The organism is Saccharothrix sp. BKS2, assembly GCF_047689505.1.
Taxonomy (GTDB): Bacteria; Actinomycetota; Actinomycetes; order Mycobacteriales; family Pseudonocardiaceae; genus Actinosynnema; species Actinosynnema lopnurensis.
On sequence record NZ_JAUQOL010000002.1, the window covers coordinates 13107 to 38153 of the forward strand.

Consider the following 25047-nt stretch of genomic DNA (forward strand, 5'->3'; position numbering starts at 1 on the left):
GGGAGCGGCACGCCCGCCGAGCGCGGGCGGCGGGCGTGCCGCGGCAGGGGTTCCCCGGCTCGGTCAGGCGTCCACCTTCGGCCGCTCCGCCTCGGCCGAGGGCCCGGCCGGCGGCGCGGGCTTCCGGATCAGCCGCCGCACCAGCGGCCACGCCAGCAGCAGCGCCACCACCGCGTACACGGCGATCGAGAACGGCGTGTTCACCAGCCCGGTCAGCGAGCCGTCCGACAGCTGGAGCGCCCGCCGCATCTGCTGCTCGGCGGCCGGGCCGAGGATGACGGCGATGATCGCCGGCAGCACCGGCAGCCCGTAGCGGCGCATCACGAAGCCCAGCACGCCGATCACGAACATCACCAGCAGGTCGAAGATGTCGGCGTTGACCGCGTACGCGCCCACGCTGGCGAAGAACAGGATGCCCGCGTACAGGTAGGGCCGCGGGATGCGCAGCAGCTTCGCCCAGACCGGCGCGAGCGGCAGGTTCAGCACCAGCAGCAGGCACAGGCCGACGAACAGCGACGCGATCAGCCCCCACACCAGCGCGGGTTCCCGCTCGAACAGCAGCGGACCGGGCTGGATGCCGTACTGCTGGAACGCCGCCAGCATCACCGCGGCCACCGCCGTGGTGGGCAGGCCCAGCGTCAGCATCGACACCAGCGTGCCCGCGGCGGACGCGCTGGCCGTCGCCTCCGGGCCGGCCACGCCCTCGATCGCGCCCTTGCCGAACTGGTCGCGGTGCTTGGACAGCCGCTTCTCCGCCACGTAGGACAGGAAGGTGGGGATCTCCGCGCCGCCCGCGGGCACCGCGCCGAACGGGAACCCGATCAGCGGGCCCCGCAGCCACGGCTTCCACGAGCGCCGGAAGTCCTCGCGGCCCAGGAACGCGCGGCCGACCGGGATCGGCTGGTGCGGCTTGCGGCGCAGGTGCGCCGCGACCCACAGGGACTCGCCCACCGCGAACAGGGCGACCGCGACGACCACCACGTCCACGCCGTCGGCCAGGTGCAGCGAGCCGAACGTGAGCCGCTGCTGGCCGGTCGCCTCGTCCAGCCCGACCAGGCCGATGGCCAGGCCGATGAGCAGCGAGGCGAACCCGCGCACGCGGGACGCGCCGAGCACCGACGTGACCGCGATGAACGCCAGCACCATGATCGCGAAGAAGTCGGGCGCGCCGATGTCCACGGCCAGCTCGGCCACCGTCGGCGCGAGCAGCACCAGCAGCACCGTGCCGATGACGCCGCCGACGAAGTGGCCGATCGCGGCCGTCGCCAGCGCCTGCGACCCGCGGCCCGCGCGGGCCATCGGGTTGCCGTCGATCGCCGCGACCACCGCCGCGCTCTCGCCCGGCGTGTTGAGCAGGATCGACGTGGTCGAGCCGCCGAACATGCCGCCGTAGTAGATGCCCGCGAACATGATGAACGCGCCGGTCGGTTCCAGGCCGTAGGTCACCGGCAGCAGCAGCGCCACGGCCATGGCCGGGCCGATGCCCGGCAGCACGCCGATCGCGGTGCCCAGCAGCACGCCCAGCGCCGCGAGCAGCAGGTGCGTGGGCGTCAGGGCGGTGGCGAACCCGCCCATGAGGTTGGTGAGCGATTCCACGGCTACAGCACCCCCACCAGCGGCCCGCCGGGCAGGGGAACGCCGAGCAGGTTGTTGAACACCAGGTACGTGCCCACCGACAGCCCGGCGGCGATCAGCGGGTCACGGGTGAAGTGGCGGCTGCCCAGCGCGTAGGCGGCGCCCCAGAACAGGACGGCGCCGGAGATCGGGAAGCCCACCACGCCGATCAGCGCGGCGTTGGCCAGGAACGCCCCGCACAGCAGCAGCACGGTGCGCCAGTCGGCGGGCGCGTCCAGGTCGACGTCCTCGCCGCCCTCCGCCTCGCCGCGGCCGCCGCGCAGCACGTCGCGCGCCAGCAGCGCGGCCACCACCAGCAGCCCGACGCCCACCGCGATCGGCACGGCCTTCGGCCCGACCGGTCCGCGCTGGGCGAAGTCGGTGTGGATCCGCGCCGCGTCGACCAGGACCAGCGCGCCCAGGCCCACCAGGACCGCGGACACCCCCAGTTCCGAGCGCTCCCGGAACCACGCCTTGCCCACCCCGACCTCCCTCATGCCAGCCCCAGCTCCTTCAGCACGGACGCCACCCGCTCGTTCTCCTCGCGCAGGAACGCGCCGAACTCCTCGCCGGGCGCGAACGCGTCGGTCCAGCCGTTGCGGGCCACCGCCTCGCGCCACTGCGCCGTGCCGTGCAGGTCGGTGAACAGGTCCACCAGCCGGGCCCGGTCGGTGTCCGCGATGCCCGGCGGCGCGACGACGCCGCGCCAGTTGGTGAACTCGACGTCCACACCGGACTCCCGCAGCGTGGGGGCGTCCACGCCGGGCAGCCGGTCGCCGCTGGTCACCGCCAGCACCCGCAGCTGCCCGGCCTCGATCTGGTCCCGGTACTCGCCGATGCCCGACACGCCGAACGCGACCTTGCCGCCCAGCACGGACGCCAGCAGCTCGCCGCCGCCGTCGAACGCCACGTAGTTGACCGACCGCGGGTCCAGGCCGACGGCCTTGGCCACCAGCATCGGCGCCAGGTGGTCCGGCCCGCCCGGCGACGAGCCGCCGCCGACCGTCACCGCGCCCGGCGCCGCCTTCCACGCCGCGACCAGCTCGGCCAGCGTCCGGTACGGCGAGTCCACGCCGACCACCACGATGTCCGGCTCCTCGATGAGCTTGGCGATCGGCGTGGTGTCCAGCAGCGAGGACGGCGCCTTGTTCGTGTAGACGCTGCCCACCACGCCCAGGCCCATCGACATGACCAGCTTGCCGTTGCCGCGCTCGCTGACCGTGCGGCCCAGGCCGACCGTGCCGCCCGCGCCCGGCAGGTTGAACACCTCGACGTTGCGGATCAGGTCGGTGTCCTCCAGGGCCTTGGCCGCGGTGCGCGCGGTCACGTCGTAGCCGCCGCCCGGCGCGTTCGGCACCAGCACCCGCAGCCCGCGCAGCGACGCCGTGCCGCTCTCCGCGCCGGAGGTCAGCAGCGGCGGCACCAGGACGACGACCGCCAGGGCGCCGACGACCGCCGGCCAGTTCCTGATCCGCACTGTGATCCCCGCCTCTCTGCCGCGTGGTTGGACATGTTGCACTCGTGTAAACAGGGAAGTCCCGCTTGCGCCCCTAAGGGTTCTTTTGTTCTTTGTGGTCACGGAGGTTGGCGATGGGAGGCCGCGGATCGCTCGCCCGTCAGCTGCTCGTGTGGCAACTGGTGGTCGTCGTGGCGCTGCTGTGCGCGGTCGGTGTGCTGTCCGTCGTCCAGGCGGGGAACAACTTCCGCACGACCGAGGGACGCCGGATGCTCTCCGTGGCCGAGGACGTGGCCGCGACCGCCGGCGTGCGCGCGTCGCTGGCCGACCCGCTGCGGCACTACGCGCTGCCGCCGTTCGCGGAGAGCGCCCGCAGCCTGTCCGGGGCCAGCTACGTGATCATCACCGACCCGGCGCGCGAGGTCCTGACCTCCCCGGACCCCGGCCAGGTCGGCGAACCGCTCGACCTCGGCGGCAGCACCGCCCCCGCCGGCCGGTCGTGGGTGGGCGAGCTGGCCGGCGCGACCGTCGCGCACGTCCCGGTGATCGGCGACGACGGCCGGGTGATCGGGCTGGTCGCCGCCGGGCAGCGGGCGCCCGGCTTCTGGGAGGGTGTGCTGGACTCGCCCGACAACGCGCTGCGGCTGCTCGGCGTCGCGCTGGTCATCGGCGTGGCCGGGTCGCTGCTGCTCGCGCGCCGGGTGAAGAACCAGACGCTCGGGTTGGAACCGCACGAGATCACCGCGCTCGTGGAGTACCGGGAGGCACTGCTGCACGGCATCAAGGAGGGCGTCGTCGCGCTCGACCCGCAGCACCGGGTCACGCTGGTCAACGACCACGCGCGGACCCTGCTGGCGCTGCCCGCCGACGCGGTCGGCCGGGCCGTGGACGCGCTGGAGCTCGACGAGCGGCTGCGCGACGTGCTCACCGGGCGCGCCACCGGCCAGGACCAGCTCGCGCTGGCCGGCGGCCGGGTGCTGACGCTCAACCGGATGCCGCTGGACGTCCACGGCGCCGTCGTCACGCTGCGCGACCGCACCGAGCTGATGACGCTGCGCGACGAGCTCGACGCCACCCGGCACGCCACCGACACGCTGCGGGCGCAGGCCCACGAGTTCAGCAACCGCCTGCACACCATCGCCGGCCTGGTCGAGCTGGGCGAGTACGACGAGGTGCGCGGGTTCATCAGCCGCGTCAACACCGCCCAGGGCGCGTGGCGGGCCGAGGTCGCCTCGAAGGTCGCCGACCCCGCCGTGGCGGCGCTGCTGGTCGCCAAGTCCAGCCTGGCCGCCGAACGCGGCACCGGGCTGCGGATGGACCCCGGGAGCGGGCTCGGCGTGGTCGACGAGGCGCTGTCCACGGACCTGGTGACGGTGATCGGCAACCTCGTCGACAACGCGCTGGACGCGCTGGGCGGGCAGGGGTGGGTGGAGGTGCTGGTGCGCTCGTCCGGGGCGGAGGTGCTGGTGGTGGTGCGCGACTCCGGGCCGGGGGTCGCGCCGGAGCTGGCCGAGGAGGTGTTCCGGCACGGGTTCACCACCAAGGCCGCGGCGCAGGGGCAGCGGGGGCTCGGGCTGGCCCTGACGCGGCAGACGTGCCTGCGGCGCGGCGGGTCCGTGCGGGTGCGCAACGAGGAGGGGACCGGGAAGAACGGCGCGGTGTTCACCGCCCGGTTGCCGGTGGCGGTGGGGGCGTGAGCGGTGCCGGGGTGAGCGGTGCCGGCGTGATCAGGGTCGTCGTGGTGGACGACGATTTCATGGTCGCGAAGGTCCACGGCGGGTACGTGGCGCGCACGCCCGGGTTCGAGGTGGTCGGCGTCGCGCACAACGGCGCGGACGCGCTGCGGCTGGTGCGCGAGCTGCGGCCGGACCTGGTGCTGCTGGACGTGTACCTGCCGGACCTCGACGGGCTGACCGTGCTGCGGGAGCTGCGCGGGTTGGCCGACGACGTGGACGTCATCGTGATCACCGCGGCCACGGACGTGGAGACGGTGCGGCGCGCCATGCGCGGCGGGGTGCTGCACTACCTGATCAAGCCGTTCGAGTACGCGGCGCTGCGGGACCAGCTCGCGCACTTCGCCGCGCTCGACCGGAGGCTGGGCGGGCTGGCGTCGGCGGGGCAGGCGGACGTGGACGAGGTGTTCGGCGCGCGGCCGCGGCGGGCGCTGCCCAAGGGGTTGAGCACGCAGACCGCGGACCTGGTGGAGGGGGTGCTGCGGGAGCGGCCGGACGGGGTGTCCGCGAGCGAGTGCGCGGCGGTGACCGAGCTGGCGAGGGTGTCCGCCCGGCGCTACCTGGAGCACTTCGTGGGCACGGGGCGTGCGGAGGTGCGGCTGAAGTACGGGGGTGCCGGGCGGCCGGAGCGGCTCTACGTGTGGCGGGGTTGAGCTTCGGGGGTGGACCGGCGGTCCTCTCGGCCGGGCCTGGTGGCGTGGTCGGGCCTGGTGACGTGGTCGGGCCTGGTGACGTGGTCGGGCCTGGTGGTGGGGTCGGTCTTGCGCACGATCAGGTAGCCCTGCCGCGTCTTCTCCACCCCGACCGGCTCGCGGTCCAGGCGGGTGTGCGGCGCGAACCCGGCGGCGGCGAGCTGCTCCAGCACCCGCTCGGGCCGGAGCCGGTAGGCGTCCAGCGCGATGTCGTGCCCGTAGGCGTGCTCCAACCGCCGCACGGCGTCGCCGACGTGGAAGGCGAGCAGCAGCAGACCGCCCGGCGCGAGGACGCGGTGGAACTCCGCGAACACGGTCGGGTGAGAGTCCCAGGGGACGTGGATCACCGAGTACCAGGCCAGCACGCCGCCGAGCGAGGCGTCCGGCAGGTCCAGGTCCAGCATCGAACCCACCTCGAACCGCAGGTCCGGGTGCTCGCGCCGGGCAACGGCCACCATCCCCGGCGACAGGTCCACGCCGAACGCGTCGACGCCGAGCGAGCGCAGGTGCCCGGTGATCCGCCCGGGACCGCAGCCGACGTCCGCCACCGGGCCGTCGACCAGGTCGGCGAACATGCGCAGGACCGCGCGGTCGGCCGTACCGGCGGGGGTGGCGAGGCTGTCGCGCAGGAGGTCGGCGTAGTCGGCGGCGACGGTGTCGTAGGCGGTGCGGGCCATGGTCAGGAAATCCGGCTCGGTCACGGAAGGTGAGGTTAGTGCCCGATCGGGGTCGTCGGATCGGGCCAGGGGGAAGGCGGCCGGCCCGAGGTGCGATGCCCCCGGGGCCGACCTACCGTGGGTGTTGACACCGGGCCGCCTTCGCCGAACGGGCGCCGAGCACGTGGCGATCCCGCCCCGGTGGTTCCGCTCCGGGACGACGTGACGCCGTCCGCGCCCGGTGAGGGTGCGGGACACGGTGCGCGGTCGGTCCCGGCCGGGTGCGGGATGTCGATTCCCGCGCCGAGGTGGCGTGCTCGCGGCACGCCGGCCGGTTTCCCGCCTTCGGTGAGCGAGTGGCCGGCGAGGACCACGACACCCGATGTCACGACACCCGATGTTCGGAACCGGAGGCCCCTCCGATGACCACCCACTCCACGACCGCCCACCCCGCTAACGCGACCGCAGTCGCTCACCCCGTGACCACCCGCCCCATGACCACCTTGCCGAGCCCACCGGCCGGCACGGCCCACTTCCTCACCGCAGCCCTGCCGGAACCCCGCCTCGGCGGAACGCGGCCGGGTCGGTTCTTCGCGGCCACCTACCCGCTGCACGGCATCCTCGGCGAGCACATGTACACGCGGCTCCACCCGGGCGGCGAGGTCGCCACCGAGGTCGCGCTGCTGGTGATGGCGATCCCCGACGACCTGGCCGGGACGGAGCCGACCGAGCTGTCGCTCGAACTGCTCAGGTCCCACTTCCCGGTATCACCGGCGGGCGTGATCCCGGACGAGTTGATCTTGTACCCGTTGCCGTTCCCGAACCGGGCCGCCCCGCTGGTAGCGCTGGACCACGGCGAGGTGGTGGCACGCCGGTCCGCCGCCGCTTCGCCCCAGGTGCTGCGGGCTTGGCTCACCCCGCTGGCCCCGGCGAGCCCATTCACCCGGGAGGCATAGGCACGGGTCTGCCGCTCCCCCCGCGCGATGCCAGCCGGCACCGACGATGCCGGCCAGCACCGACGGCAGCGGTCGGCGTCAGGCGACACCAGTTGGCGGCGACAGCAGCGGCCAGCACTGACAGCACCGGTCGACACCGGCCAGCACCAGGTGGCATCAGGCGACACCGGTCAGCACCGGTCAGCACCGGTCAGCACCGGTCAGCACCGGTCAGCACCGGTCAGCGTGGGCCTCAGTCCCACCCGCCGTCGCCGCGACGGCCCTGCTTCGTCCGGGCCCGGCGCTTCTTCTCCGCGATCCGGCGTTCCTGCGACCCCTTGGTCGGCTTGGTCGCGCGGCGAACCGGCGGCGGGGCCGCGGCGGCTTCGCGCAGGATCCGGGCCAGGCGCTCGCGGGCGGCCGCGCGGTTCTGCAACTGGGCCCGGTGCTCGCTCGCGACGACCGTCAGCACGCCGTCCACCAGGCGCTTCTCCAGGCGCGCGATCATGCGGCCGCGCAACCACCCTGGCACCGACGGCGAGCCGACCAGGTCGAACGACAGCTCGACCCGGCTGTCCGCCGTGTTCACGCCCTGGCCGCCGGGACCCGAGGACCGTGAGAACCGCTCGCTCAACTCGGCCGCCGGCACCACCAGCGTCCGCGTCACGACCAGGTCCTCCGTCACCCTTACAGGTTAGAAGGTCAACCCCGGCAGTGTCGCGATCTTTGCCAGCTGCTCGGCGTTGAGCGGCGGGTTGGCGCCCGTGATGCCGGTCTTGCCGGGGTCGCCGTTCATGGCGGTCGCCTCGACCAGGGTGCCGTCCGACTTGCTCGTGCAGACCGCGACGAACGTGACGGGCTGGACGTCGTTGCTCGTCGTCACCCGCACCACGATCGAGTGACCCTCGACCACCCGGTTCTCACAGGTCGACCTGGGGGTGTTGAACGCGGGGTCGCACTTCGGCGCCTCGCCACCGCCGAGGCTGACCATCACCCGGCCGCGCCCCGCGGCGGTGGTCACGTCGGCGACGGCCTCGTACCCACCCTCGTCGACCGCGAACTCCCACGGCCCCGTCGGGTAACCCGGGTACGGCTGGAACCGCGCGCCCGCCGGGATCGCGCCGGACGAGGCCAGCAGCTGCGTCAGCTCGGACGCACGCCGCGCGGTCGGTGACACGGGGGGCGCGGGCGCGGTGACCGACGTGCTGGTCGCGAAGCCCGGCGAGCTGGTCACCCAGGTCGTGGACGGACCGGTGGACACCGGGGCGCCGGTGACGGTGGTGGCGGCGGGCGCGCTCGCCGTCACCGACGTGCTCGGCGCCGTCGGCAGCGGCGCCCCGGAGGGCGGAACGCCCCCGACCTGCGCACTCCCGCCTCCCCCGCCGGACCCGAGCACGGCCGGGACGCACACGACCGCGGCGGTGGCCAGCACGGTGACCGCGATGTAGCCGCGGCGGAAGGCCGCCCTGCGGCGACCGGTCCGCAGGATCGCCGCGCGGTCGATGGTCAGCGGCGGCTCGTCGTCGAACGCCGCGGCCAGGGCCTGCTTGATGTCGGTCATCGCTGCTCCTCCAGGACGTCGTGGCCGAGAAGGGTGCGCAGCGCGGCCAAGCCCTTGGCCGCCTGGCTCTTCACGGTGCCTTCGGTGCGCCCGAGGAGGCGGGCGGTCTCGGTGACGCTCAGGTCCTCCCAGTAGCGCAGCACCACGACGGCCCGCCGGCCCGGAGGGAGGGCCGCCAGGGCGCGGCGCACGTCGAGGTCCGCGGACCCGGTGGGCAGGGCCGGCGCGGACCAGGCGGACCCGGACTCGGGGGTCGGGCGGTCCGGGACCGTGTCGACCACCGTCTCGCGGCGGCGGAAGGCGAGTCGGGACTCGTCGATCGCCGTGCGCACCAGCACCTTGCGCGCGTAGGCGTCCACCGCGCCGTCGCGCCGGAGCCTGGGCCAGGCGACGTAGAGCTTGGTCAACGCCGTCTGCACCAGGTCTTCGGCGCGGTGCCAGTCGCCGCACAGCAGGTAGGCGGTTCGCCGCATCACCAGTGCGCGGGCGTCGACGTACTCGCCGAACTCACTTTCCCGGTCCACCAGGTACCTCCTCGGTCGCCGCTTGGTACGGCGCGGCGACCTCGGGGGTTGCTCCGGGACGAGGGTCGGGTTGAGGGGCTCCGATTTATTTTTTCAACCGATGACGGTAACGGTGTTTCCGTACGTCTTCGGGCCGGAGACCACCCGATCGAGTGGTCCGCCCTTTCGTCAGAACCTCGGGTGGTCGCCCGTCAGGGTGGCGGTGGCGGTGGGGCCGTCGGCGGGGACGATCTCGCCCAGGACCCACGCCGGGACGTGGCGGGCGGTCAGCACGGCCAGCGACCGGTCGACGTCCTCGGGGGCGACCACGGCGACCATGCCGATGCCCATGTTGAACGTCTTCTCCATCTCCTCGCGCTCGACCCGGCCGCGCTGGGCGATCAGGGCGAACACGGGCGCCGGGGTCCAGGTGCCCCGGTTGAGGTCGGCGCGCACGCCCGGCGGCAGCACGCGGGCCAGGTTGGCGGTCAGGCCGCCGCCGGTGACGTGGGCGAACGTCCGGACCTCCGCTTCGGCGGCGAGGGCCAGGCAGTCCTTGGCGTAGATGCGGGTCGGCTCCAGCAGCTCCTCGCCGAGGGTGCGGCCGAACTCCTCGACGTGGCCCTCCAGCGGCATCCGGGCGATCTCCAGCAGCACGTGCCTGGCCAGCGAGTACCCGTTGGAGTGCAGGCCGGAGGATCCCATGGCGATGACCACGTCGCCGGTGCGCACCCGGTCCGGTCCGAGCATGGCGGACGCCTCGACCACGCCGACGCCCGTGCCGGAGATGTCGTAGTCGTTCGCGCCCATCAGGCCGGGGTGCTCGGCGGTCTCGCCGCCCAGCAGCGCGCAGCCCGCCTGCACGCAGCCCTCCGAGATGCCCTTGACCAGGGCCGCGACCTTGTCCGGCACGACCTTGCCGATGGCGATGTAGTCCTGCATGAACAGCGGCTCGGCGCCGCAGACCACCAGGTCGTCCACGACCATGGCGACCAGGTCGACGCCGATGGTGTCGTGCTTGTCCATCGCCTGCGCGACCGCGATCTTCGTGCCGACGCCGTCGGTCGAGGAGGCGAGCACCGGCTCCTTCCAGCGGTCCAGCTTGAGCTGGAACAGGCCCGCGAAGCCGCCGATGCCGCCGAGCACCTCGGGACGCTGCGCCTTCGCCGCCCACGGCTTGAGCTTCTCCACCGCCTCGTCGCCGGCTTCGATGCTTACCCCAGCTGCGGCGTAGGTCGCCTTGGCGCTGTCCGTCACGTCACTGTGCTCCATGGTCCGGGGCATCCGGCTTTCTCCGGGGCCCGTGCTCCTGCTCGTCGTCCCCACCGGTCCGCGTGTCAGGGCCGTTGCAGGGCGTCCTCGGCACCGTACCCGTTCGGCAGCACGGGGGTGGCCGAGCCCGAGACGCCCCGGATGCCCTCCAGCAGGTGCTTGCCGATCAGCGCGTCCTCGGGCAGCGGGATCGGGTAGTCGCCGTCGAAGCACGCCGTGCACAGGCGGGTCTTCGGCTGCTCGCTGGCGGCGACGAGCTGCTCCAGCGACACGTAGCCCAGGCTGTCGGCGCCGACCGACCGGCGGATGCCGTCGTTGTCCAGGCCGTTGGCGATCAGCTCGGCGCGGGAGGCGAAGTCGATGCCGTAGAAGCACGGCCACTTCACCGGCGGCGACGCGATCCGCACGTGCACCTCGACCGCGCCGGCCTCGCGCAGCATCCGGACCAGGGCGCGCTGCGTGTTGCCGCGCACGATCGAGTCGTCCACGACCACCAAGCGCTTGCCGCGGATGACGTCGCGCAGCGGGTTCAGCTTCAGCCTGATGCCCAGCTGGCGGATCGTCTGCGACGGCTGGATGAAGGTGCGGCCGACGTAGGCGTTCTTGACCAGGCCCGATCCGTACGGGATGCCGCTGGCCTGGGCGTACCCGATGGCGGCGGGCGTGCCGGACTCGGGCACGGGGATGACCAGGTCGGCCTCGACCGGGTGCTCCACCGCGAGCCGGCGGCCGATCTCGACGCGGGTGGCGTGCACCGAGCGGCCGGCGATGGTGGTGTCCGGGCGGGCCAGGTAGACGTACTCGAAGATGCAGCCCTTGGGCTCGGGGTTGGCGAACCGGCTGGACCGCAGGCCGTTCTCGTCGATCGCGATCAGCTCGCCCGGCTCGACCTCGCGCACGAACGACGCGCCCACGATGTCCAGCGCCGCCGTCTCGCTCGCCACGACCCAGCCGCGCTCCAGCCGGCCGAGCACCAGCGGGCGCACGCCCTGCGGGTCGCGGGCCGCGTACAGCGTCGACTCGTCGGAGAACACCAGGCAGAACGCGCCGCGCAGCGTCGGCAGCAGCTCCATGGCCGCCTGCTCGATGCCGATGTCGGCGGCGTGGGCGGCCAGCAGGCCGCACACCAGGTCGGAGTCGGTGGTCGCGCCGCGCTTGGTGTCGACGCCCGCGTCCCGGGCCTTCACCAGCAGCTCGGCGGTGTTCACCAGGTTGCCGTTGTGGCCGAGCGACAGGCCGGAGCCGGTGGCCGTGGTGCGGAACGTCGGCTGCGCGTTCTCCCACGTCGTGGAGCCCGTGGTCGAGTAGCGGCAGTGGCCGACGGCGACGTAGCCGTGCAGGCTGGACAGCACCTGCTCGTCGAACACCTGGCTAACCAGGCCGAGGTCCTTGAAGACCACCACCTGGCTGCCGTCGCCGACGGAGATGCCGGCCGCCTCCTGGCCGCGGTGCTGGAGGGCGTACAGGCCGTAGTAGGTCATCTTCGCGACCTCTTCGCCCGGGGCCCAGACGCCGAACACACCGCATTCTTCGCGGGGTTCGCGTTCTTCCTGTTCTGCGTGGTCGGTTCGGCCGGTTGCGGACTGGTCGGTGACCACCGAGTGCTCCCTAGCGACGAGGTCGGGCTGCACCAACGAGTGTAAGGCTGTCGGGTGGTGGTACCAGCCCCTGGCAAATCCCGGGACGTGACGAAACGCACCCCTGGTCGGCGCCCTCAGTCGAGCTTCAGCGCGAACCAGACCCGCTCGTCGCCGGTGTGCTCGACCGGCAGCCGCCCCCACAGGCCGTAGTGGACGATCTGCGCCTCGCCGGTCACCCGGAGGTCGGCCTCCTCGCCGGGCCACGCCGCCCGCACCTCGGGGACCTGACCGGGCGCGAAGGTCACGACCCGGGCCTCCGGCACGTCGGTGAGCTGGACGAGCGCGGTGCCCTCGGTGGTCGGGGGCACGTCGGTGGCGTACTTCGCGGCGAGCAGGGTGGTCAGCGCCTCGTCGATGCCGTCGACCGCGAAGTCGGCGTCGCCGACCACCAGCTCCCGCAGCGCGGCCTGGGCGTCCCACCGGCGCAGGTCCAGCTCGTGGGCGAGGCGGCGGTGCCACACCCACGCCAGGTCCGGCGCGGCGGGCGAGAACGTCCACGCGGCCCGGTTGCCCGGGACGGAGGGCAGGATCTCGGCGGCCTTGGCCAGCTGGGTGTCGAGGTACTCGACCGGGGCGACCCCGGTGGGCGGCGGGGGCAGCCGGAGCCGGACGGTGCTGCCGGTGCGCAGGTACTCCAGCGACGTTTCGAGGAACCGCCCGACGTGCAGGGTCAGTTCGGTGAAGGTCCACCCCGGGCAGCTGGGCACCGGGGCCGCGGGATCGGCCTTGCCGACCGCCGCCCGGAACATCGCCGCCTGCTCGGTGAAGACCCCGGTCCACCGCTGGGTGGTCCACCCTCCTGGCACGTGCAGCCTCCCCGCTCGGTTCGCAAGTAGCGGTCATCGTGCCGCACCTGCCCGGGGGTTGGAGTGGGAGGAGCGACCAGAGGTTCCGGCCGGCCGGAGGGGAAGGGGAGGGAGAGGGGAAAGGGGAGGGAGAACGGAGGAGAGGAGAGCGCGGGGAGGGGGAGGGAGGAGGTGCGGAAGGCGGGGGCGGGGGCAGGCAGTGGGGAGCCGACGAGCAGAGGGGTGCGGGAGGAAGGGGCGAGGAGCGCAGCAGCCGGGAGCGCAGGCGCAGGAAGCAGAAGCGCAGGAAGCGGAAGTCCGGGAACCGGGGGAGCCGGAAGCGCGGGAGCGAGGAGGAAGAGGACGGGGAGCGGAAAGCCGGTGATGAGGTCATGAGTCCATGTTCGAACGCTTGTTCGAATCAGGCAAGATCACGTACGGGTGATCTTGCGAGGGCCGGGCACGCGCCGGGAGGAGACCCGCAGGTACCGCGACCCGACCCGTTCGCAACGCACGGGGAACCGGAGAAGATGACGGTGCGTCGCACTCCCAGCGGCCCGGCGGCACGAAGGGTGGACAACCGTGTTCGGTGTGCAACCAGAGCAGTTGCGCGCGGCGTCCAAGCAGTTCCACGAGGGCTCGGACGCGGCGGCGGACGGCGCGGAGCTGATCTCCATGCTCAGGCTGGAGGCCGACGCGCTGGGCCAGGTCCCCGCGGCCGCCGAGTTCGTCGACGCCCTGACCAGGTGGTCAGGCGAGCAGTCCGACGACCTGCGGCGCGGCAGCGCCTGGTACCGCGACGCCGGCGACGGGCTCAACGAGAACGCCGACGCCTACCAGCGCGCCGACGACGACTCGCACACCGCCTTCCGCGGCATCGAGGGGGGCCTGGCGTGAGCTACACCGACCCCGAGGCCCTGTACGCCCGGCTGGCCACGGGCGACGCGGGCCGCGTCGCCGCCGCGGCCGACCCCATCACCGGCGCCAGGAGCGCGGTGGGCCGCGCGGGTGAGTCGGTCACGGCCGGCGGCTCCACCGCGACCTCCACCTGGCGGGGCGACGCCGCCGCCGGCTTCCAGGGCCGCGCCGACCTGTCCGCCCGGTCCGCGACCCTCTCCGGTGAGCGCCTGGCCGCCGGCGCGGACGTCGTCCAGGCCACCTCCCGCGCCTACGGTCAGATGCGCGGCAGCGCCGACCAGCTGATCGACTTCTGGCGCGGCCGCTCCCCCGCGCTGGACGAGGCCCAGACCCGCGACCTGGCCAACCGCGTCAACGAGCAGCTCACCAACGTCAAGAACAGCTACGAGCGCGTCCTGCGCAGCTACGCCCGAGCCCTCGGCCAGGTCCGCCCCGGCTTCGCCGAGACCGCGGCCCAGGACCCCGGCTGGAACGCCACCGCGACGGCCCTGCGCACCACCGCCGCCGTGCCCGCGCCGGGCACCGACCCGCGCCAGGTCGCCGCCTGGTGGAAGTCGCTGGGCAAGGAGCAGCAGGATGAGCTGATGCGCACCCGGTTCCAGGAACTGGGCCGGCTGCGCGGCCTGCCCTCGGGCGTCCTCGACCAGGCCAACCGGCTGCGCATCGACGACGACCTCCGGCGCTTCTCCGCCGAGCGCGACCAGCTCGACTCGCGGATGACCGAGCGGGCCCGCGAGCTGGGGCTGGACCCGAAGGACTCCGGCGACCTGACTCGGCTGCTCAACGACCCGCAGTACGCGCAGATGGTGGAGCAGCGGCAGGAGGCCGCGGCCAAGGCGGAGAACGCCGCGAAGGTCCAGCAGAGCATCGCCGAGGCCGAGGTGTTCTCGCAGGACCAGGGCTGGCTGAACGCCGAGGGCAAGGCGGACGTCCGCGTGCTGGCGTGGGACCCGTACGGCCCGCGCGGCGACGGCGCGACGGCCCTCGCCTACGGCGACCCGGACACGGCCCGCAACCTCGCCGTGGCCGTCCCCGGCACCGGGTCGACGCTGGACGGCTTCTCGGTCAGCCAGGCGGGCAACCTGCGCCAGGCCATGGGTGCGGAGGGCAACGCCACCATCCAGTGGCTCGGCTACGACGCCCCGGGCTGGGCGATCGGCGAGGTGGACAACCCGGCGCAGGCCCGCGAGGGCGGCGCGAACCTGGTCGCCGACGTCAACGGCTACCGCGCGGCCGCCGAGGCCGCGGGCAACCGCCAGCACCTGACCGTGATCGGCCACTCCTACGGCTCCACGACCGTGGGCTACGCGGGCATGAACGGCCTGGCCGCCGACGACATCGCGTTCGTCGGCTCGCCCGGGGTGGGCGCCTCGCACGTCGGCCAGCTGTCGGTGGGCGAGGGCCACGTGTACGTCGGCGCGACCGAGCACGACCCGGTCGTGCAAGGCACCAGCTCGACCTGGTTCACCGAGGACGGCTCGTCGACCGGCCCGTACGACGACGCGTTCGGCGCGCGGACGTTCGGCACCACCGACTCGACGATGATCCACGGCGCGCACTCCGAGTACTACACGCCGAACTCGGAGTCGGTGCGGAACCTGGCCCGCATCGCGACCGGCGAGGGCGCCTCAGTGACCGGGCAGGCGTGGTACGACGACCCGCTGGGTCCCTCGGGCCCGTACTCGAACGTCCCGGTGGTGGGCCCGGCGGTCGACATCGTCACGGGCACCGCCGCGGGCGTCGCGGACCTGGGCATGGACGTCGGCACCGGCCTCTACGGCGCCGGCCGCGAGGCGTGGAACGGCAACTGGTCCGAGGCCGGCACCGGCCTGCTGAACACCGGCAAGGAGCTGGTCAGCGACACGGCGGACGTGGTGGTCGGCGGGGTCGGCGACGTGGTCGAGTTCGGCCGCGACGTCGTGGAGGGCGCGGGCGACGTGTGGGACCGGACCGTGGGGTCCTGGTTCTAGGCGGTCCTGGTTCTAGGCGGCTCGGCAGGGCCCGACGTCGTACTTCGGGTCGACGCCGTCCAGGCCGTTCTCGTCGGTCTTGGTGACGGTGCAGATCACCACGTCCCCGACGGCGACGCCCTCGGGCAGCTGGTCCAGGTCCGCGCCGTAGGTGCCGGTGTGGGGCGCGTCGGGCTGGTCCCCGTCCAGCTCCATGCCGACCCGCGTGGGTGCGTCGTCGTTCGTCTCGACGATGCGGACGACCTTGAGCCGCAGCTCCCCCGACCAGTCGCTGCCGCAACCGGCGAGCACGGCTCCGACCACGAGGACGGCGGCACACGCCTTGAGCGCCTTCACGCCGTCGAGCTTAGCTAGAAGCGCAGCACCGGGAGGGCGGTCGACAGATCCGCCCGGCTGCCGGACGCGGTGACCCGACCGTCGGCCACGGCCTCGTCCCAGCCCAACCGGCCCACGGCCAGCTCCAGCCACGTGCGCGGGTCGGTCTCGACCACGTTGGGCGGTGTGCCGCGGGTGTGCCGGGGCCCGGCCACGCACTGCACGGCGGCGAACGGCGGCACCCGCACCTCGACGCTGCGGCCCGGCGCGGCCTGCTCCAGGGTCCGCAGGCTCAACCGGACGGCCGCCGCGAGCACCGGGCGCGCCGGCTGGTCGACGCCCTCGCCCGTCAGCCAGGGCAGCACGGCCTCGACCGCGGCGCGCGCCTCGCGCGGGTCGACGGGTTTCGACGGCACGGGCCGAGGTTAGCGCCCGACGCGCAGGCCGGCGGAGTGCACCGCCTCGGCCAGCAGCTCCTCCACGTGGTGGGTGAGCCGCCGGGCGTCGGTCGGGGTGAACGTGCTCCACGGCTCCGTCCCGTTGGACGCGCGCCGCTGCTGGAGGTAGCGCCCCTCCTCGGTGTCGAAGAACGCCACCACGCGGTCGGGCCGGCACCGCTTGCCGTACTTGTCGCGGGCCGCGGCGCCGAAGTTGCCGGTGTGCACGAGCCCGGTGAACATCTTGACCAGCGTGGTCGCGTCCTCCTGGCGCACGCCGTGCTGGCGCAGCGAGTTCTCCAGCGACCGGGGCGAGCCGTCGGACCGCTTCACCGCCGCCTCCAGGTCGGCGCTCGGCATGGTGACGGAGTGACCGGTGCCGGCGGGGTGCGCGGGCAGCGCGCCCAGCACCGCCGAGGCCAGGCCGGAGCCCGCCGCGCGCCGGAACGCCAGCCGGTTGTCGTCGAGGGTGGCCACCGCGCCGTCGTCGCCGTTGGCCACGGCCAGCACGCGCACGCTGCGGCCGATCCAGACCCGGCCGTCGACCTCGCGCTCCGGCCGGGAGAACTGCCGCAGCAGGTGGTGCAGCTCCGGCGCCAGGCCGCTGGGCCCGCCGAGCCCGCGGGCGCCGATGCCGTGCCACGCGCGCCGCTCCACCTCGGCCCGCTCCCGGTGCGTCCGGCCCGGCGAGGGCACCTTGATGACCAGCGGCACCTGCCCCAGGTCCAGGCGTTCCCACAGCACGTCGAACTCCTCGGCCGAGAGCGTGATGGGCTCCCGATCCGCCGGCCCCCCGAAATACGTCACGCCAACCCCCGGTCCTCGGAGCCGGGCGCGGGCCCGCGCCGTCCGGGACGGCGCGGGCCCGCGCTCCGCTCACTGGCTACTGCGGCACTTCCCCGATCACGGGCGGTGCGACGAGCCGGTCGTCGCCGAACACGTCGTCGGTCTCGACCAGGTAGTCGGCCAGCTTGTGCTCCTGGTCCTCCTCGCCCTCGCCGGGCCGGGCGCCCGCGGCGCCACCGGCCATGCCCGCGCCCGCGCCACCGGGACGACCCGGACCACCGGCGGCACCGGGACCACCCGGGCCGAAACCACCGGGACCGAACCCGCCCGGACCACCGGCCACCGGGCCGCGCGGACCGGCACCGGCCGGGTTGGGGCCACCGGGAACGCCACCGTGCGCACCCGGACCGCCGGGCATCCCCGGACCGCCGGGCACACCGGGCATCCCGCCGCGCGCACCGGGACCACCGGGCACACCGGGGCCACCAGGACCACCGGGCACCCGCGCGCCGGGCGGCAGGTTCGGCCGGGCGCCGGGACCACCCGGGCCACCGGGACCCCTCGGCGGGACCGGGCCGGTGCGCGGGGGCAGCGGCGGCGTCCACATCGGGGGCGGGCCCACGGGCGGCCTGACCGCGACCGGCGGGGGCGGCACCGGCTGCGGGGTCGGCGTGGGGTTGCCCGGCGGGGCCCACGACGGGTTCGTGGTGCCGTTGTTGCCGGGCAGCAGGCCGGGCTGCGGCACGGGCGAGCCGCTCGGCGGGGCCCACGACGGCGTGGTGGTGCCGCCACCGCCGCCGCCACCGGGCGTGGTCCAGGGCTGCCCGGCGCTCTGGGCCACGGTGTAGCTGTTGTACTGGCCGGCGCCGGCGGGCGGCGGGGTGTCGATGACGACCTGCGGCGGCGGCACGAACTCGCCCAGCGTGCTGCTGTTCCACTCGCTGCTGGACTGGTAGCTGTTCATCACCTCGACGGCCTTGGCCTCGGCGTTGTCCTGCGCCGCTTCCTGCCGCTCGTGGTCCTGCTGCTGCTGGATGACGTGCATCATCCCGACCGGTCCGGTCAGCGCGCCGAGGATCTTGTCACCGGTGGACGGCGCCTCGGTGGTCACCGGGACCGGCTCGGGCATCTCCTTGCGCGCGTCCACGATGTACTCGCCCTGGAGCTGCGCGGAGGACTTCATCACGTCCGAGGCGCGCTGCGCGTCGGAGGCCCACTCGCCCAGCGGCGAGAGCGCCGCCTGGGCCGCGTTCGCGCTGGAGCCCTCCCAGACCGCGCCGAGCTTCGCCAGTCCGTCGTGGATGGACGTGTCGATCTCGGCCAGGGTCTCGGACAGCGCCTTCCACTTGTCCTCGATGGGCCGGGAGGCCGCCACGCCGGGACCCTCGTTGATCATGCGGTACAGATCGGGGTGTGCGTAACCGCGCCAGCGGTGGTCACCCATGGTGCTCGCCCCCCTCGGGTGCGTTGGTCGTCATGTCAGTCGTTGCCGACGCGTCCCCAGGACGCGGCGTTGTCGCCCTCGACCCGGCGGTAGTCCGCCTCGATCGTGGTGAGCTGCTCCACCACGCCCCTGAGCTGCTCGCGGTAGGCGAGGATGGCGTTCAGCGCGGCCGAGTCGCCCGACTCGAAAGTGTCCTGGTTGAACTTCTCGGCGGTCTCCCGGCTGACCGGGTCGCCCGCCCAGTTGCGCGCGTGCAGCGCGCCCTGGGCGTCCCGCAGCTGGGCGTCCAGCGCCTCCAGCGCGTTGGCGAAGACCTGCCGGGCGCCGGGGATCGCGGACGGCTCGATGCTGAGCTTCTGCTGCGTCCCGCTGTAGTCCGGCGTGGTCTGCGCGGAACCACCACCGCCACCGCCGTCGATGAACACGACACACCCTCCTCGGCACCACGCACACCCCACCGTGCGCATTCGGGATGACTTTAGCTCTGATGCATCACACGGGTGAGTGGTTCCGCCTGCGAACCGACTATCGCTACCGGTTACCCAGCGTCTCGACCACGGCCCCCGCGATCTGCGGTGCGAGCCGGCACAGCTCGTCCACGGGGGTGCCCTCGAAGCTCGACACCTGAACGTCGATCATCTGCCCGTCGGAGACGTCGACGCCCAGGAAGCACACCTGGTCGTCGCCGGGGGCGCGGCCGAGCACCGCCGGGAAGCCGCCGACCTCCAGGCGCTCCGGCTCCACGGCGAAGCCGCCGTCGGTGTACCAGGAGATGCCGGTGGTGGTCACGGTCGTCACGCGGAAGCCCCACGTGCGGTCCTCGCGGAAGAAGTCGCAGGTCGGGGAGTCGTAGACGGTGGCGGTGCCCGCGCGGGGCGGGCGGCCGGCACCGAACCGCGCGCGCTGCGCGTCGGTCAGCGCGGTGCACGGGTCGACACCCCCGACGTCGATCGTCCTCGGGCGGGCCGGGGCCCGGGACGCGGAGGTCGGCTCGCTCGACGCGGCGGCGGAACGCCCGGGACCCCGGTCACCCGCGGTGGCGGACCCGCCGGTGGTCTCGGAGCAGCCCGTGAGCAGGGCCAGGGCGGCGAGGAGCGGCACGGCGCGGCGCGGGAGCCCAGGCATGGGCCCCAACGTATCGGACGTGCCCGCGCCCGACGGCGCGAACGGGCCGGGTCAGCAGCGCTCCGCGTAGCGGCAGGCCACCACGGCGGGCCGCTCGACCGGCGCGCCCGCCTCGATCGACCACGCCAGGCGCACGTACTGGGCGTGCGTCCAGGCCAGCGGGGTGGCCGAGGTGGTGCCGCGACCCAGCCACACCTGCTCGGGCAGCATCCGGCCCGGGTTGGCGGCGGACGCGATGTCGGCCAGGCGGCGGCGCGCGGCGCCCTGGTCGCCGGCCAGCAGCTCGTACTCGCCGCGCTCGCCGGCGAAGATCGGCCACGTGCGGCCGTAGGTGCGGCCGTGGCCGAGGTTCCAGGGGCCGCCGTCGGCGCGCTCGCCGTAGCCGTCGCCGTTGTAGCGGTGCCAGAACCGGCCGCGCTTGAGCTGCTCGTCGACCACCCGCACGGTGTCGCGCACCACCGGGTCGTCGTGCGACCGGACGCCCAGGCGCACCAGTTCGAGGAAGCTCGGGTCCACGGCGGCGCGCTGGTCGATCTCGGTCGGGTGGTTGTCGCCGGGGTTGTAGGTGGTGCCCCGGTCGGGCTGCCCGTCCTTGGTGAGCCGCAGGTAGTAGGGCCGGTCGGAGAACGGGCCGGTGCGGGTGACCGTCCACTCCTCGACCCGGGCCTCCCAGCCGTCGGCGATCCCGAGGTACCGGGCGGCGCGCGGGTCGCCCACCCGGCCGAGCAGGTCGGCCAGGCACACCAGGCCGGCGATCTCGGCGGCGATGGTGCCGGGCGAGTACCCGCTCTGGTTCTCCCAGCGCTCCTGCTGGGTGAACGGCGCGTCCGGCTGGGCGATCATGAACTCGGCGGCGCGCACGAGGCCGTCGAGGGTGTCCCGGTCGGTGCGGCCGAGCAGCCACGCCAGCAGCATCGGCGCGGCCTGCTCGTCCTGCTGGACGTTGGTCCAGTGCGGCTCGCCGGTGACGCGCGTGTTCTGCGGCAGGTGGCCGTCGGGCTGCTGCTGCACGTCGAGCATGAAGTCCAGGGCGCGGTGCGCGGCCCGGGTGTCGCCGGCCGCGAGCAGGGCGCTGGCCACCTGGTACTGGTCGCGCGGCCACACCAGGGCGTAGGAGCCGAACTCGGGGGCGATCTCGCGGTCGAAGCCGAACGCCCACGGGAAGCTCGGCGAGGCGACGAACGCGCCCGGGTTGCGCTTGTCCTCGGTCGCGGCCAGCACCGCCATCGACGTCTCGTAGAGGTCGCGGTCGGCGGCGCGCGGGCGCTCCAGCGACCCCAGGTAGTCCTCCCAGCCCCGGTCGTAGCGGCGGGCGTGCCGGGGGAAGCCCTCGACCAGGGAGGAGCGCGCGGTGGTCAGGGCCTGCTCGGGGGTACCGCCGAAGCCCAGGGCCAGCGTGGTGCGGCCGCCCCTCAACCGCAGCTCACCGGTCTGGACGACGTTGCCGGTGGTGGCGCTGACGGGCGTGATCCCGTGGTCGGCGACCAGGGCGCTCGCGGCCCGCTGGTCGCGCGCCACCAGCGCGTCCGGCTGGTCCACGGCGGTGTCGTCGTCGCCGTCGCGGGACAGGTTCGGGTCGAAGACCACCCGCACGTCCGCCGGCCGGCCCGAGAACTCCACGTCGACCAGGACGGTCGCCCGGGACGGGTCGGTGGTGTAGGTGAGGCGGGCCTGCCAGCCGGGACCGCGGAACACCTGGCGGTAGCGCAGCCTGCCGATCGGCTCGGTGCGGGCGTTCGCCGCGGCGCGGCCGTCGACCACGAGCGTGAGCTCCCGGGTCGCCGGGGTGCTCAGGTCGGGGTAGAAGACCTCGTTCAGCCCGTCGCGGCCGAGGGTGAACCACACCGGGCTCTCGGACTGGCGGGCCGTGCCGAACCCCTGCTTGTCGGCGGGCATGTAGGTCGCCGGGGGACCGGGGACGGTCAACGCGCTCGCCAGCAGCACCGCGACCAAGGGGGGCGTCATGCCCTGTTGGGTGCACCGCGGCGGGCCATGTCAAACAACAGTCCACACAGGACGATCAACCGCGGCGGCGGTCAGCTGCGCCCGAGCAGCTCCTCGATCTCCTCGGGCTTCATCGGCTTGGCGAAGAACCAGCCCTGGCCCGTGTCGCAGCCGATCCGGTGCAGGCGCTTGGCCTGGGCCGGGGTCTCCACGCCCTCCGCGGTGACGCCGAGCTGGAGCGCGTGGGCCAGCTGGACCAGCGTGGAGACGATCTGGGCGTCCACCGCGTCCTCCTCGTCCGCCGCCCGCAGCCCCTCCATGAACGAGCCCGCGATCTTCAGCTCGTGCACGGGCAGGTGCTTGAGGTACGCCAGGTTCGAGTACCCGGTGCCGAAGTCGTCGATCGCGATCCGCACGCCCATGTCCGACAGCGCCCGCAGCGCCTCCAGCGGCTCGTCCGCGGTGCCCATGATGGCGCTCTCGGTCAGCTCCAGCTGGAGGTGGTGCGGCGGCAGCGCGCACTCGTCCAGGATCCGCTTCACGTCCCGCACCAGCTCGGGGTCGCGCGACTGCCGCACCGCCAGGTTGACCGACACGAACGGCGCGGAGTCGCCGAACGCCTCGAACCAGCGGCGCGCCTGCTCGCACGCCTTGCGCAGCACCCACCGGCCCAGCGGCACGATCAGGCCGGTCTCCTCGGCCAGCTCGATGAACCGGTCCGGCGCCAACCGCCCGAACTCCGGGTGCTGCCAGCGGACCAGCGCCTCCACGCCCACGATCGTGCTGTCCTCCAACCGCACCAGCGGCTGGTAGTCCACGTAGAACTCGTCGCGCTCCAGCGCCGCCGGCATGGTCGCGGACAGGGTGAAGCGGGCGACCTCCTTGGCGTTGCGCTCCGGGTCGTACAGCGCCCAGCGCGACTTGCCGTCCGCCTTCGCCCAGTACAGCGTGATGTCCGCGTCCCGCATCAGGTCGGCCGCGGTGGTGCCGGACAGGGCGCGCTCGACGATGCCGATCGACGCCGACACGGTCAGCTCGTGCCCGCCGATGCGGATCGGGGACTCCAGCTCCCGCAGCACGCGGTCGGCCACCGCGATGATGTCCTGGGTGTCCCGCGAGCCCTCGACCAGGATCACGAACTCGTCGCCGCCCATGCGCGCCACGAGCTTGCCCTCGCCGGACACCGACAGGTCCAGCCGGCGGCCCACCTCGACCAGCAGCCGGTCGCCGATGTCGTGGCCCAGGCTGTCGTTGATCACCTTGAACCCGTCCAGGTCCAGGTAGCACAGGCCGGCCCGGTGGCTGTGGCGGTTGTTGAACACCCGGCCCAGCCGCTCCAGGAACAGCGCCCGGTTGGGCAGGCCGGTCAGCGGGTCGTGCAGCGCCTGGTAGCGCAGCCGGTTCTGGAGCAGGTGGCGGTCGGTGACGTCCTCGATCATCGCCACCTGGTACTGCGGCTCGCCGTGGTCGTCGCGCACCAGCGACAGGGTCAGGTGCGTCCACACCTGCTCGCCGTCGGCCCGGCGGAACCGCTTCTCGGCCCGGTAGTGGTCGCACTCACCCGCGGTGAGCTGGTCGTACAGCCGCCAGACCGTGCCGCCGTCCTCCGGGTGCATCAGGTCGCGGATGTTGTACTGCCGCATCTCCTCGACGCTGAACCCGAGCATGTCCTGCAACGCCTGGTTCACGTCCAGGATGCGGCCCTCGATGTCGGCGATGCCGATGCCGATCGCGGCCTCGGTGAACATCGCCCGGAACCGCGCCTCCGACGCCCGCAGCGCGGCCTCGGCCTGGTCGCGGGCGTCCAGCACGGCCGCGCGGATCGCCTCCTGCTCGGCCAGCGTCCGCTCGCGCAGCGCGCGGGCGTACCCGGCGGACAGCGCGCCCTGGAGCGCCGCCAGCCGGGAGCGCATCAGCTCGTCGCGCGGCACGCCCAGCTCGGCGAGCAGGTCGTCGCCGAGCAGCTGCACGGTGCGGCCGAGCGTGTCGGTGCCGGTGAAGTGGGCCTCGACCAGGCGCGCGCCGATCTCGTAGCCGGGCGCGGTGCGGAACGGGCTGGCGTGCAGCGCGTGCACCAGCACCTCGGTGAGCGCCTGGAGGTGTTCGGCGACCTCGGCCCGGGTCATCGGCACGTAGCTGCTGCCGATGACCGCGGTGGCCCAGGTCCGGGCGAACGACTCGGCCCCCGCCTGGACGGCGGGGTCGAGGTTCGATCGGCCTGGTGCCGCCACCCGATGGTCAACCTGTTCCGTCATGTCCGCCGGCCTGCCGCCACAACGCAGAGGATACGGCCGCTCGCGGTGCGCGGTCGACAGATCCGCCGGCGCACCTCCCCCGGGCGGGCCCCTTCCCCCGCCGCCATCAGGACTTCCGCCCCACCGCGCCGAAGCTGACGAACCTGGCGGCGTCCTCGCCCACGTCGTCCGGCGACTCCGGGTGCCACAGCGGCAGCCGCGCCACCCCCGGCTCCACCAGGTCGAACCCCTTGAACAGGGCCTCCACCTCGTGCCCGCGCCGCCACACCAGCTGGGTGACGCCCCGGTTGTAGGTGCCGGTGGCCCGGTCCCACGCCGGGTCCCAGTCGCCCTCCTCGTACCCGACGTGCGAGAGCGCCAGGTGGCTGCCGGCCGGGATCGCGTCCCGGTAGGCGGCCACGATGCCCTGCGGGTCCTCGTCGTCCGGCACGAAGTGCAGCAGCGCGACCATCAGCACGCCGATCGGCCGGTCGAAGTCGAGCAGGCCCCGCACCTCGGGCGCGCCGAGCACCGACTCCGCGTTGCGCACGTCCCGCTGGAGCACGGTGACCAGGTCGTTCCCGGTGAGGATGGCCCGGCTGTGCGCGACCGCGACCGGGTCCACGTCCACGTACACCACGCGCGCGGTCGGGTCGGTGGCCTGGGCGATCTCGTGCACGTTGCCCACGGTCGGGATGCCCGAGCCCAGGTCGAGGAACTGGCGGACGCCCTGGTCGAGCAGGTAGCGCACGGCCCTGCGCAGGAAGGCGCGGTGGTTGAGCACCACCTCCTTGATCACCGGCGCGTCGGCCAGGGTCTTGTCGGCCACGGCCCGGTCGACCGCGAAGTTGTGGGCGCCACCCAGCCAGTAGTCGTAGACCCGCGCGATGCTGGGTCTGCTCAGGTCGATGTCGCCCGGCGCCCAGGTCGGCCGTTCCACGCTGTCCACACGCACTCCTAGACGCTGTCGGTTCCCCACCGTTGTGGTGACCCCCACATCATGGGCCAATCCGGTGAGTTGTCACAC

23 protein-coding genes and 1 pseudogene are annotated in these 25047 nt (G+C 73.8%); 5 read left to right on the forward strand and 19 right to left on the reverse strand.

Annotated elements, in window-relative coordinates; genetic code table 11:
- Positions 1–63 precede the first annotated feature (63 nt).
- From Q5530_RS02640 to Q5530_RS02650, 3 genes are read right to left on the reverse strand one after another with little or no spacing between them, the layout of a single operon-like run.
- On the reverse strand, positions 64–1575 hold the full coding sequence (locus Q5530_RS02640) for a tripartite tricarboxylate transporter permease (protein WP_415361162.1): 1512 nt from the start codon (positions 1573–1575) through the stop codon (positions 64–66).
- Positions 1576–1598: 23 nt separating this feature from the next.
- Positions 1599–2111 (reverse strand): tripartite tricarboxylate transporter TctB family protein, encoded by a 513-nt coding sequence (locus tag Q5530_RS02645; protein WP_380637557.1) that lies wholly within the window; start codon positions 2109–2111, stop codon positions 1599–1601.
- Positions 2108–3091: a Bug family tripartite tricarboxylate transporter substrate binding protein gene (locus Q5530_RS02650; RefSeq protein WP_415360474.1), complete on the reverse strand. Its 984-nt coding sequence runs from the start codon at positions 3089–3091 to the stop codon at positions 2108–2110. Before Q5530_RS02650 ends, Q5530_RS02645 begins: the two co-directional genes overlap by 4 nt.
- Positions 3092–3204: 113 nt before the next feature.
- On the opposite strand from Q5530_RS02650, the gene Q5530_RS02655 reads away from it, so the two are divergent.
- Both Q5530_RS02655 and Q5530_RS02660 read left to right on the forward strand, forming a co-directional pair.
- On the forward strand, positions 3205–4767 hold the full coding sequence (locus Q5530_RS02655; protein WP_415360476.1) for an ATP-binding protein: 1563 nt from the start codon (positions 3205–3207) through the stop codon (positions 4765–4767).
- 26 nt (positions 4768–4793) lie between these two features.
- Positions 4794–5456, forward strand: coding sequence for a response regulator (locus tag Q5530_RS02660; protein ID WP_415360478.1), 663 nt, complete (start codon positions 4794–4796; stop codon positions 5454–5456).
- A 107-nt stretch (positions 5457–5563) separates the two neighbouring features.
- Here Q5530_RS02660 and Q5530_RS02665 read toward each other — a convergent pair.
- Positions 5564–6172, reverse strand: a pseudogene (locus Q5530_RS02665) (class I SAM-dependent methyltransferase); the annotation flags it as partial.
- Between the two features lie 473 nt (positions 6173–6645).
- On the opposite strand from Q5530_RS02665, the gene Q5530_RS02670 reads away from it, so the two are divergent.
- Positions 6646–7107: a hypothetical protein gene (locus Q5530_RS02670; protein ID WP_415360479.1), complete on the forward strand. Its 462-nt coding sequence runs from the start codon at positions 6646–6648 to the stop codon at positions 7105–7107.
- Positions 7108–7339: 232 nt separating this feature from the next.
- Here Q5530_RS02670 and arfB read toward each other — a convergent pair whose 3' ends face one another.
- The 6 genes from arfB to Q5530_RS02700 form a co-directional block, all read right to left on the reverse strand.
- Positions 7340–7771 carry an alternative ribosome rescue aminoacyl-tRNA hydrolase ArfB gene (gene arfB, locus Q5530_RS02675; protein WP_415360480.1) on the reverse strand — a complete coding sequence of 144 codons (432 nt, stop codon included), beginning with the start codon at positions 7769–7771 and terminating at the stop codon, positions 7340–7342.
- A gap of 9 nt (positions 7772–7780) precedes the next feature.
- A complete protein-coding gene (locus tag Q5530_RS02680; RefSeq protein WP_415360482.1) occupies positions 7781–8647 on the reverse strand; it encodes a hypothetical protein in 867 nt (288 codons plus the stop codon).
- Positions 8644–9174, reverse strand: coding sequence for a SigE family RNA polymerase sigma factor (locus Q5530_RS02685; protein ID WP_415361163.1), 531 nt, complete (start codon positions 9172–9174; stop codon positions 8644–8646). The genes Q5530_RS02680 and Q5530_RS02685 overlap by 4 nt, the downstream gene beginning before the upstream one ends.
- A gap of 165 nt (positions 9175–9339) precedes the next feature.
- Positions 9340–10422 carry a phosphoribosylformylglycinamidine cyclo-ligase gene (gene purM / locus Q5530_RS02690; protein ID WP_415360483.1) on the reverse strand — a complete coding sequence of 361 codons (1083 nt, stop codon included), beginning with the start codon at positions 10420–10422 and terminating at the stop codon, positions 9340–9342.
- A gap of 65 nt (positions 10423–10487) precedes the next feature.
- Positions 10488–12020 carry an amidophosphoribosyltransferase gene (gene purF, locus Q5530_RS02695; protein WP_380637564.1) on the reverse strand — a complete coding sequence of 511 codons (1533 nt, stop codon included), beginning with the start codon at positions 12018–12020 and terminating at the stop codon, positions 10488–10490.
- 116 nt (positions 12021–12136) lie between these two features.
- On the reverse strand, positions 12137–12868 hold the full coding sequence (locus Q5530_RS02700) for a maleylpyruvate isomerase N-terminal domain-containing protein (protein WP_415360484.1): 732 nt from the start codon (positions 12866–12868) through the stop codon (positions 12137–12139).
- 570 nt (positions 12869–13438) lie between these two features.
- On the opposite strand from Q5530_RS02700, the gene Q5530_RS02705 reads away from it, so the two are divergent.
- Positions 13439–13744: a hypothetical protein gene (locus Q5530_RS02705; RefSeq protein ID WP_415360485.1), complete on the forward strand. Its 306-nt coding sequence runs from the start codon at positions 13439–13441 to the stop codon at positions 13742–13744.
- Positions 13741–15735, forward strand: a complete 1995-nt coding sequence (locus tag Q5530_RS02710; RefSeq protein ID WP_415360486.1) for an alpha/beta hydrolase — start codon at positions 13741–13743, stop codon at positions 15733–15735. The genes Q5530_RS02705 and Q5530_RS02710 overlap by 4 nt, the downstream gene beginning before the upstream one ends.
- 12 nt (positions 15736–15747) lie before the next feature.
- Here the strand turns inward: Q5530_RS02710 and Q5530_RS02715 are convergent, their stop codons facing one another.
- From Q5530_RS02715 to Q5530_RS02755, 9 genes are all read right to left on the reverse strand, one after another.
- Positions 15748–16071, reverse strand: coding sequence for a hypothetical protein (locus tag Q5530_RS02715; RefSeq protein ID WP_415360487.1), 324 nt, complete (start codon positions 16069–16071; stop codon positions 15748–15750).
- Positions 16072–16085: 14 nt separating this feature from the next.
- Positions 16086–16466 (reverse strand): sterol carrier family protein, encoded by a 381-nt coding sequence (locus Q5530_RS02720; protein WP_415360489.1) that lies wholly within the window; start codon positions 16464–16466, stop codon positions 16086–16088.
- 9 nt (positions 16467–16475) lie between these two features.
- Positions 16476–17294: an ESX secretion-associated protein EspG gene (locus Q5530_RS02725; protein WP_415360490.1), complete on the reverse strand. Its 819-nt coding sequence runs from the start codon at positions 17292–17294 to the stop codon at positions 16476–16478.
- A gap of 76 nt (positions 17295–17370) precedes the next feature.
- Positions 17371–18717, reverse strand: coding sequence for a PPE domain-containing protein (locus Q5530_RS02730; RefSeq protein ID WP_415360491.1), 1347 nt, complete (start codon positions 18715–18717; stop codon positions 17371–17373).
- Positions 18718–18752: 35 nt separating this feature from the next.
- A complete protein-coding gene (locus Q5530_RS02735; RefSeq protein ID WP_415360492.1) occupies positions 18753–19142 on the reverse strand; it encodes a transcriptional regulator in 390 nt (129 codons plus the stop codon).
- Between the two features lie 106 nt (positions 19143–19248).
- Positions 19249–19842: a DUF3558 domain-containing protein gene (locus Q5530_RS02740; RefSeq protein ID WP_415360493.1), complete on the reverse strand. Its 594-nt coding sequence runs from the start codon at positions 19840–19842 to the stop codon at positions 19249–19251.
- 51 nt (positions 19843–19893) lie between these two features.
- The gene (locus tag Q5530_RS02745; RefSeq protein ID WP_415360495.1) at positions 19894–21807 is read right to left on the reverse strand and encodes a glycoside hydrolase family 15 protein; all 1914 of its coding nucleotides are present in this window, start codon (positions 21805–21807) and stop codon (positions 19894–19896) included.
- Between the two features lie 71 nt (positions 21808–21878).
- A complete protein-coding gene (locus Q5530_RS02750) occupies positions 21879–24041 on the reverse strand; it encodes a putative bifunctional diguanylate cyclase/phosphodiesterase (protein WP_415360496.1) in 2163 nt (720 codons plus the stop codon).
- Positions 24042–24147: 106 nt separating this feature from the next.
- Positions 24148–24969, reverse strand: coding sequence for an SAM-dependent methyltransferase (locus Q5530_RS02755; RefSeq protein WP_415360498.1), 822 nt, complete (start codon positions 24967–24969; stop codon positions 24148–24150).
- Between the last annotated feature and the right edge of the window lie 78 nt (positions 24970–25047).